Here is a 7,477-nt window from a genome sequence, read left to right on the forward strand (position 1 = left end):
CCCACTTATCCCCCGCACCTTTACCCCTCTTCCCCAACACCCCGCTCTTCCGACCGGCCCGGGCCGTCGATCCGCCGCGGGCCGGCCTCCCCCACCATATTGGTCAGTGCCACGGCTCAGATCGCGCGGTGGCGGCTGGGCGGGTTCATCGGCACGCGCGCCGCGGTGTTGCCGGGATCGGCGACCCGCCGCAGCAGCTGCGCGTCCCAGGCGTCGGTGTTCATGCCTGGGGCACGCTCGGCCAGGCGCAGCAGCTCCTGGGCCTCCCGCCGCTGCCGGGACGCCATGCGGCGCGCTCGGCGGACCTCACCGAGCCACGACGACATCAGCCCGCCCACGGCGCACGCGCCGACGACCGCACCGACCACGCAGGCCAGCAGCAACTCGGTGAACGAGAACATATCTTGGGACAACGCAACTCCCCCATCGACGACCATGGCGATATAACCCCGCCTTCGTCGCACCAAACGATGCCGTCGGTGACCCCGGTCACACGACCGACCTTTCCGGACGGCGGTGAACCATGCCGCTCGACGCCGCCGCCGGCCCCCGACCGGGGAGCAGGCAGTCCCACCCCAGCGTGATCGCTGGGCGATGGGGACGCCCGTCAGTGACTCAGCTGTACGCGGACTCGCCGGGCCGCGGCGTCGGTCAGGCCCACCTGTGCCGGGTCGGCCGCCTGCTGCGCGATGACGGCGGACTCGCCGTCCTGCTCCACCAGCCGCGCGACGTAGTTCTGCACGTCCTGCGCGCTGACGTCCAAATCCTGAGCCAAGGTCGTGATCGTGTCCACAAGGATTCCCTCCGGTCGTCTGACGACCGGATTCCCGGCGGTGGCCCGGCTAATCCTCACCACCCGCCCGGGTGGCTCAGCCCGCTTCCTCAGCGACGCCGCTCGCGCGGCGGCGCGTCCGCCGACGGGTTCAGCACATAGGCGAAGGCCTCCACGTGCCCGGCGGTGGTGTGCACGGTGACCGGCACTCTCCGGTACTGGGGACCCTCGAAGTCGTCCAGGCGTGACCAGTGGGCGGGCAGGTCGGCCGATTCGAAGACCTGTACGTCGATGCGGTCCCCATCGCGGTCGACGACGAGCGCCGGGTAGCCGAGCGTCGCGCCCCAGCCTGCGTCGAGCAACCGGCCGTGGAGATGGCCGGCGAACCAGCGGCCGTCAAGCCCGTCGAGCTGATGGTGGTTCGGCTTTCCGGGTGCGAGGGTGCCGTACGTCGCCAGGCGGTGGTTCCCGCCGAGATTCTCGCTCACCTGATCAACGCTAACCTTCGGCAGCCCGGCTGAGCACGCCCTGCCCTGACGGCGGCGCCCGGCGGGCGGACCCGCGCCGGAACCGGCGTCATTCGCGCAGGAGGTATTCGCCGGCGAGCTGGACGGCCTCACGTGTGGTGTAGCCGGGGTGGTCGGCGACGATGAAGTGGCGGCCGATGGCGAGCGCGAACGCCAGGGTGCTGCGCGCCTCGACCTCGGCGGGATCGGTGAGGAACGTGCCGAACATCCTGCGCAGGAAGTCCATGCGCTCGTTGTCGATACGGCGCAGGCGCGTCGCGACGGCCTGGTCCTGGCGCGCCCAGGCACGGACCGCGAGATCTATCCGGTGCAGCTCCGCCGAGAAGGTGAGCTGCCCGGCGCGGCGGAACCTGTCGGCCGCGTCCCCGCCTTCGGCGTCGACCTGGGCGATGACCTCCCTGGTGCAGCGGCGTTCCCACTCGTCGAGCATCTCCGCGAGCAGCGCGGGACGGCCTTCGAAGTGCCCGTAGAACCCGCCTTTCGTCACCCCCAGCCGGGCCGCGAGCGTCTCCACCCGGACCGCGTCGGGTCCGCGCTCGGCGAGGGCCTCGAGGCCCGCCTCTATCCAGCGGGCTCGTGTCGTGCGTGCCACAGCGGGAATCGGGTCACCTCCGGTATCGGGAGTCTGATGTGTACGGTACCGTACGCATCAACTATACGGCACCGTACATATGCGGTCCACCATCCGCGGCGGTCGTGCCGGGTCCGAGGTGAAGGAGCGAGCTCATGGCGATCCACAGAAGACGCAAGCTGCGCTGGGCGAGCGGGATCATGGTCTTCCTGGGGGCGGGGCACCTGTGCCTGCTGGCGGCGATCGCCTGGGGGGACGTCGTCGGCTGGGCGGAGCGGGGATGGTGGGCGGCCGTCCCCCTCGCGTTCGGCGGCGACACCGTAACCACCGTGGCGTCCCTGCAGAACAAGGTCACCTTCTGGTCGGGTCCGGCAAGCTTCGCCGTGCCCCTGGTGCTGCTGGGGTGCCTGCTCTGGCACCTGTCCGGCCGTGGGGTGGCGGTGCCGGCCGCGATCGGCTGGACCCTGGCGGCATGGTGCGCCCTGGCCGGCATCATCCTGGTGCCGTCGCCGTTCTTCCTCGGTATCGTCTCCGGTTTGCTCATCGTCCTGGCGGCGCGGCACCGCACCCCGCAGGGGGCCGCCCCAGAGGCACCGGGCGTGTCCTGACGGTGCAGGTGGAGACGCTGCCCGCACTCCCGCGGGCAGCGGAGGTGATTGGCCCGCCGCCGTTGGGGTATGGACCGGGACTGAGACATCACCAGCTTCCGCGCAGGCCCGAGCCGGGCCGACCGCCGTCCCCGGCGGTCGCGTCGCGCGGGGCATGCGACCAGCGAGGAGAACCGGCGTGGCGCGATTCATGACCATCGGGTACGGCGACCAGGACGGTTACGACCGCACGGACGCGACGGTACGCGACCGGGCGCACGCCCACGACGCGAAGCTGCGCGAGGCCGGCGTCGAGAGCGGCATCGCGGGCGCCGCCGTGCAGGTGCGCAATCACGACGGCGCGGGCACGACCGTGACGGACGGCCCCTTCATGTCCAGCACCCTTCCGGTCGCCGGGTTCGCGATCATCGAGGCGGAGTCGATGGAGGAGGCGATCCGGCTCGCGTCGCTGACCCCGTGCGCGGTCGCGCACGGCGTCGTCGAGGTGTGGCCGCTGACCGAGCCGGTGTAGCGCACCAGGCGCTCCGGCGCGGCGGACAGGGGCGCGGCTCGCGGCGGCCCGTCCAGACCGGCCGCCCCTCACGGCGCCCGCTCCCCGGCCGCCGCGTACCCACGCTGCCCCGGTCATTCGAGGCTGCGAGCTGCTGAAACGCCGCCGCATTTGTTTGGGTGCCGATCCGGCGGGGTAGTGGAGCGGTCATGACACAGAGCAAAGACGTGGTATTGAGCGACGGGCCGTTCGACGGCTCCCGGCTGGACGGGGCGGAGGGGCCGCTGCTGGAGATGGAGGCCGACGGGCTCATCCATCGCTACGTCGCGACCACGGCGACCCGACGCGTGGACGACGACGAGCTTCCGGTCTACCAGTTCGACGGCACGATCTCCCCGGACGGCGGCATGGCCGGGACGGAGAATCCGGAGAACCGGATCGCCTCGCCGCTGGCGGACGAGTTGCGGGCAGAGAACGCCTGATGGCTGCCGCCCCCGCGGTGGCGGTGACAGCGACGGCCGGGCGGCCACGCTGCGGTGGCCCTCAGGTCGCCATGGAAAAAGCCATGCCGTTACAGCTGCGGAGGATGGCATGACCTCCATCAGCACACAACGACCCACTCTCGCCGATTTCGGGCGGCCGCGCATGCGAGGCCGGCTGCACGTGTACGGCTTCTTCGTCGCCGTCGTCTGCGGCATGGTGATGGTCGGTGTCGCCGCCACGCGGCCGGGACCGGCAGCCGTGGCCAGCGCGGCCGTCTACTGCGTCACCGTTTGCGCGCTGTTCGCCGTCAGCGGGCTCTACCATCGCCGCGTCTGGAGCGAGCGGGGCTACCAGACCATGCGCCGACTCGACCATGCCATGATCTTCGTTTTCATCGCCGGCACGTACACCCCGCTGTGCGTCCTGCTGCTCAGCCAGGCCAAGGCGGCGCTGGTGCTGACGTTGGTCTGGATCGGAGCGCTGGCCGGAGTCACGGTCTCGATGATCCGGCCGGGCGCGCCCCGTTCGGTGTTCGCACTCATGTACCTGGGCCTGGGCTGGGCCGCTGTCGTGATCCTGCCCGACGTCGCGCAGGTGGGCGGGACGGTCGCACTGTCGTTGCTGGCGGCCGGTGGCCTGGTCTACAGCGCCGGCGCGGTCCTGTTCGCGCTGCGCCGGCCGGACCCGTGGCCCGCGGTGTTCGGCCACCACGAGGTGTTCCACGCCTGCACGCTGGTCGCCGCCCTCTGCCACCACATCGCGATCTACCTCGCCATCCTCGCCTGAGCCCTGCCACGTGCGGGCCCGCGGCGCCCGAAGTGAGCGTCCGGGGATGCGGGCCGTGGCCCCCGGTCACTCCTCCGGATCGGCGAGCCCGCAGAACCGGTAGACCCAGGGCGACTGAATGCCGGTGCTCTGCTCCCGCACGTAGACCGCTTCCCAGGCATCCTGTGCCTCCGACTCCGCCGACGCCACCGACGCCGTCGTCGGTGGGCACAGGCACACCGACATCGGCGGATCATCAGGTCGGTCGACCTCGAGTTCCCTGAGCACCTCGGCGCAGCCGTGGACGAACTTCACCATGATCTTTGCCATGACATCTCCCCCACCCGGCCACGGCGCCCCCAGGGACACGCGCGTGACGCACCATGAATATCGCCATGATGTACGGAAAACGCACGTCAGCGCAGCGAGACTGCGGTTTCGGTGACCAACCGCGACTCATCCGCCAGACCGGCCGGCGAGTCGGCCGATCTGTGCCGTGTCGAGGTTTGCGCCTGGCCTGAGCGGGGGTACGCGCGGCCGGTCAGAGGCCGGCGATTAGGGCCGCATGGACGATGGCCGATGCCTGAAGAATAGTTACGATGCATCAATGTCTATCCGCAAACATTTTGCAGCCGCGGCGACGGTGCTGGCGGCGAGCCTCGCCGTCACCGTTCCCGCGAGCCCGGCGCAGGCGGTGTCCGTCGTCGAATGCGAGTCCCACGCGAGCTGGTACGACTGCGACATCCAGCCCGGCTACTACGTGTCCGCGTGGTACGTCGACGGCGTGGCGGTCGGGTGGCCCAGCGGGCCGTGCGACCCCGGGCCGACGCGGCACACCGTCCGCGCCGACTGGTACACCTCCGCCGGCAGCGGGACCGCTCGGGCCACCTTCGTCTGCCGCGCCTGATCCGGTCCGGCGGCGAGCGACCTCCCACGGTCCGGCCGCCCTTCGGGCAGCTCGACCACGGAGGTCGCTCGCGCGCTCCCGGCGAACGCACCGCTCTTTCCCGGTGCGGTGTCGCCGATGTCTGACGGGTGCCGGCCGCACTCCTTCCCGATCATCGCTCAGGTGAGCGGAGCTGGTCGCCTCCGCGCCGTGACGACGACCGCGGCGGTGGCCGCCACGGTCAGCACGGCCACTGCCGCCAAGGCGAGCCAGGTCTGCGCATCCGGGTGGATCAGCGGCTGGCCCCGCTTCGCCTGCCAGGTGAGCACCGCGAACACCCCGGTATAGCCGAGTGCGGCCACACCCACCAGCCGGGCCCTGACCCGTTCGTCGCGCAGCCTGCCGCGCCGGGAAGCCAGCAGGCCGAGGCCGGCTGCGACGAGCAGCAGCACCTGGATGCCGTGCAAGCCGACGAAGTGCGGCACGCGCAGGTCACCGCCGGTCGTGCTCCAGTGGGTGAGGGGCATGCCGGTGCCGTCGGGGTCGCCGATGCCATGGCCGCCGATCATGGACACCGGTCGGCCGTTCGCGTCGGTCACGGTGCGGGGCGCGACCGCCGCGGAGTTGCTCAGCCACACGGCCACGACCATGCCGGCCACGGCCAGCCCGAGTCCGGCGCGCAGGGCGCGGGTCACCGGGAGGTCGCCGGTGCGCTGGATCAGCACCAGGACCGCGATGGCCAGCGTGGTCAGCAGCAGCGGCAGGACACCGAACCCGAACACCGTCCGCACGGTGCGCGCGACCGGGTCGGTGCCGCTGTTGAAATGGCTGAACGTCCCGTGCCCGGCGGCATAGACCACGGCACCGACGTCCAGCAGCCCGGCGACCGCGAAGACGGTGCCCAGCCACCAGCCGACGCGGCGGCCCCGGCGCAGCTTGCTGAGCAGCGACGCGAGCGTGAGGCCGTACACCCCCATGGCGAAGCCGAACTTCATCGGCTTGAGCCAGACCGATTCACCCAGGAGCAGACGATCGTCGACGACCATGCCGACGGCACAGGCCGGCACCAGGGCGAACAGGACCATGGCGCTCGCCGTCAGCGGGCGGTGCCAGCCGCGCATCGCGGCGACAGGTGCGGTGAGGGTGGTCAACGATTGCTCCCCGGCGGCGATCAGGAGGTCAGCGGTCGCCACCGACCGGACCTCCATGCTGATGCGGTATGCCGCCAGCCTCGGCGATCGCACGGCGCCGAACCATCCGGCGGACTACCGCAACCGCGGTGGGGCCTGCCCCAGGATTGTCCGTCCCATGATGGAATGCGCACGGCCCGGCAGAAACGAGGAGCGAGCACCCATGATCACCCTGCGACGCCGGGCCGCCCTGGCCGCCACGCTCATCTGCGTGGCCCTCAGCGGCTGCACGAGCCGACCGGTCACCACCCCGGCACCGACCACCGCCGCCTCCGCGTCCCCCACCCGGGACGCGGCGGCCGGCGCTTTCGCGGACCTGGAGGCCCGGTTCGACGCCAGGCTGGGCGTGTACGCGCTCGACACCGGCACCGGCCGCACCGTCGCGCACCGTGCCGATGAGCGCTTCGCCTACGCCTCGACCTTCAAGGCGCTGGCCGCCGCGGCGGTCCTGGACGCCACGAGCACCGACGAACTCGACCGCATCGTCCACTACGGCACCGCCGACCTGATCCCCTACTCCCCTGTCACCGAGAAGAACGTCCAGACCGGGATGAGCCTGCGGGACCTGGCCGACGCGGCCGTGCGCTACAGCGACAACACCGCCGGCAACCTGCTGCTCGACCACCTCGGCGGCCCCGAGGGCTTCGAGCGGGCGCTGCGGGGCATCGGCGACCGGACCACCGCTCCCGCGCGCCGCGAACCCGAGCTCAACCAGGCCACCCCCGGCGACGTCCGGGACACGAGCACCCCGCGGGCGCTGGCCGCCGACCTGCGTGCGTACGCCCTCGGCGACGAGCTCTCGGCCGACGACCGCGCCCTGTTCGTCGGGTTGCTGCGCGGCAACACCACCGGCGACCGGCTCATCCGGGCCGGGGTCCCCGCCGGCTGGCAGGTCGGCGACAAGACCGGAACCGGCCGCTACGGCACCCGCAACGACATCGCCGTGATCTGGCCGCCGCAGGGCGACCCGATCGTCCTTGCGATCATGTCCAGCCGCGCCGACGAGAACGCCACCCGCGACGACAGGCTGATCGCGCAGGCCGCGGCGGCGGCCGTCGACGCCTTACGTCGGTAGTTCATTTCTCGGCCCCGCCGCGACGGACCTCCCCCAGCGGCCACAGCTCAGACCGAAGCCCGCCGCGTCACTGCGCCGTGCTTACTCGTTTCGGGACGTGGTCCACGTCC

At 71.6% G+C, this 7,477-nt stretch carries 12 protein-coding genes; 6 read left to right on the forward strand and 6 right to left on the reverse strand.

All coding sequences use genetic code 11. From position 1 onward, the window contains the following. Window positions 1-116 precede the first annotated feature (116 nt). The 4 genes from AB0J67_RS37730 to AB0J67_RS37745 all read right to left on the reverse strand — a co-directional run bounded on the left by AB0J67_RS37730 (window position 117) and on the right by AB0J67_RS37745 (window position 1,891). A complete protein-coding gene (locus AB0J67_RS37730; protein WP_363490035.1) occupies window positions 117-413 on the reverse strand; it encodes a hypothetical protein in 297 nt (98 codons plus the stop codon). A 194-nt stretch (window positions 414-607) separates the two neighbouring features. Next, window positions 608-775 (reverse strand): hypothetical protein, encoded by a 168-nt coding sequence (locus AB0J67_RS37735; RefSeq protein ID WP_363490037.1) that lies wholly within the window; start codon window positions 773-775, stop codon window positions 608-610. A gap of 107 nt (window positions 776-882) precedes the next feature. Continuing rightward, window positions 883-1,260 (reverse strand): gamma-glutamylcyclotransferase family protein, encoded by a 378-nt coding sequence (locus AB0J67_RS37740; RefSeq protein ID WP_363490039.1) that lies wholly within the window; start codon window positions 1,258-1,260, stop codon window positions 883-885. Window positions 1,261-1,348: 88 nt separating this feature from the next. Beyond that, on the reverse strand, window positions 1,349-1,891 hold the full coding sequence (locus AB0J67_RS37745; RefSeq protein ID WP_363490041.1) for a helix-turn-helix domain-containing protein: 543 nt from the start codon (window positions 1,889-1,891) through the stop codon (window positions 1,349-1,351). Between the two features lie 134 nt (window positions 1,892-2,025). Between AB0J67_RS37745 and AB0J67_RS37750 the strand changes: the two genes are divergently transcribed. The 4 genes from AB0J67_RS37750 to AB0J67_RS37765 all read left to right on the forward strand — a co-directional run bounded on the left by AB0J67_RS37750 (window position 2,026) and on the right by AB0J67_RS37765 (window position 4,237). Further along, window positions 2,026-2,478: a DUF6463 family protein gene (locus AB0J67_RS37750; RefSeq protein ID WP_363490043.1), complete on the forward strand. Its 453-nt coding sequence runs from the start codon at window positions 2,026-2,028 to the stop codon at window positions 2,476-2,478. A gap of 178 nt (window positions 2,479-2,656) precedes the next feature. Next, window positions 2,657-2,989 carry a YciI family protein gene (locus AB0J67_RS37755; RefSeq protein WP_363490045.1) on the forward strand — a complete coding sequence of 111 codons (333 nt, stop codon included), beginning with the start codon at window positions 2,657-2,659 and terminating at the stop codon, window positions 2,987-2,989. A 188-nt stretch (window positions 2,990-3,177) separates the two neighbouring features. Next, on the forward strand, window positions 3,178-3,450 hold the full coding sequence (locus AB0J67_RS37760; RefSeq protein ID WP_363490047.1) for a hypothetical protein: 273 nt from the start codon (window positions 3,178-3,180) through the stop codon (window positions 3,448-3,450). A 109-nt stretch (window positions 3,451-3,559) separates the two neighbouring features. Beyond that, complete coding sequence (locus AB0J67_RS37765) at window positions 3,560-4,237, forward strand: hemolysin III family protein (protein ID WP_363490049.1); 678 nt, start codon at window positions 3,560-3,562, stop codon at window positions 4,235-4,237. Between the two features lie 66 nt (window positions 4,238-4,303). Here the strand turns inward: AB0J67_RS37765 and AB0J67_RS37770 are convergent, their stop codons facing one another. After that, complete coding sequence (locus tag AB0J67_RS37770) at window positions 4,304-4,546, reverse strand: hypothetical protein (RefSeq protein ID WP_363490051.1); 243 nt, start codon at window positions 4,544-4,546, stop codon at window positions 4,304-4,306. 277 nt (window positions 4,547-4,823) lie between these two features. On the opposite strand from AB0J67_RS37770, the gene AB0J67_RS37775 reads away from it, so the two are divergent. After that, the gene (locus AB0J67_RS37775) at window positions 4,824-5,123 is read left to right on the forward strand and encodes a hypothetical protein (RefSeq protein ID WP_363490053.1); all 300 of its coding nucleotides are present in this window, start codon (window positions 4,824-4,826) and stop codon (window positions 5,121-5,123) included. 158 nt (window positions 5,124-5,281) lie between these two features. Here AB0J67_RS37775 and AB0J67_RS37780 read toward each other — a convergent pair whose 3' ends face one another. Then, a complete protein-coding gene (locus AB0J67_RS37780; RefSeq protein WP_363490057.1) occupies window positions 5,282-6,223 on the reverse strand; it encodes a hypothetical protein in 942 nt (313 codons plus the stop codon). A gap of 232 nt (window positions 6,224-6,455) precedes the next feature. Between AB0J67_RS37780 and bla the strand changes: the two genes are divergently transcribed. After that, window positions 6,456-7,367, forward strand: coding sequence for a class A beta-lactamase (gene bla, locus AB0J67_RS37785; RefSeq protein WP_363490055.1), 912 nt, complete (start codon window positions 6,456-6,458; stop codon window positions 7,365-7,367). The last annotated feature ends 110 nt before the right edge of the window (window positions 7,368-7,477 follow it).

Source organism: Catellatospora sp. NPDC049609 (assembly GCF_040675365.1).
GTDB lineage: Bacteria > Actinomycetota > Actinomycetes > Mycobacteriales > Micromonosporaceae > Catellatospora.